Annotated in this window: 1 pseudogene; it reads left to right on the top strand. The window is 71.7% G+C overall.

From position 1 onward, the window contains the following. Positions 1-601, top strand: a pseudogene (locus tag HWN72_RS30800) (aldehyde dehydrogenase (NADP(+))); the annotation flags it as partial.

Below are 601 nucleotides of genomic sequence, written 5' to 3'. Positions count from 1 at the left end.
CCCGGCCCGAGCCGATCCCGGTCTATGCCGAGATGAGTTCGATCAACCCGGTCGTGCTGTTCCCCGCCGCCCTCGCCGCGCGTGCCGAAGCGCTGGGCGCGGCCTTCGTCGGCTCGCTGACGATGGGCGCCGGGCAGTTCTGCACCAATCCCGGCCTCGTCATCGCCATCGACGGGCCTGATCTCGATACCTTCCTCGCCTCGGCCTCGGCCGCGATGGGCGGCAGCGCGGCGCAGGACATGCTGACGCCGGGCATCCACTCGGCCTATGTCGAGGGCGTGAGCGCGCTGGCGGGCCACGGCGCTGTAACCACCCTCGCACGCGGCGTCGAGCCGACCGGCCCGCATCAGGCGCAGGGCGCCCTGTTCCGCACCACGGCGGCCGATTTCCTCGCCGATCCGGCGCTGGGCGCGGAAGTCTTCGGCTCCTCCTCGCTGGTCATCACCGTCACCGACATGGCCGAGGCGCTCAAGGTCATCGCCGCCCTCGAAGGCCAGCTCACCGCCACCCTGATCCTCGACGCCGAGGACGAGGCGGAGGCCGCGCTGCTGCTGCCGGTGCTGGAGCGCAAGGTTGGACGCATCCTCGTCAACGGCTGGCC

Origin of the sequence: Novosphingobium sp. HR1a, from assembly GCF_015594425.1 — a bacterium.
Lineage (GTDB): Bacteria > Pseudomonadota > Alphaproteobacteria > Sphingomonadales > Sphingomonadaceae > Novosphingobium > Novosphingobium resinovorum_A.
The sequence above is the reverse complement of the archived record's forward strand: the minus strand, read 5'-3'. Positions and strand labels throughout refer to the sequence as shown.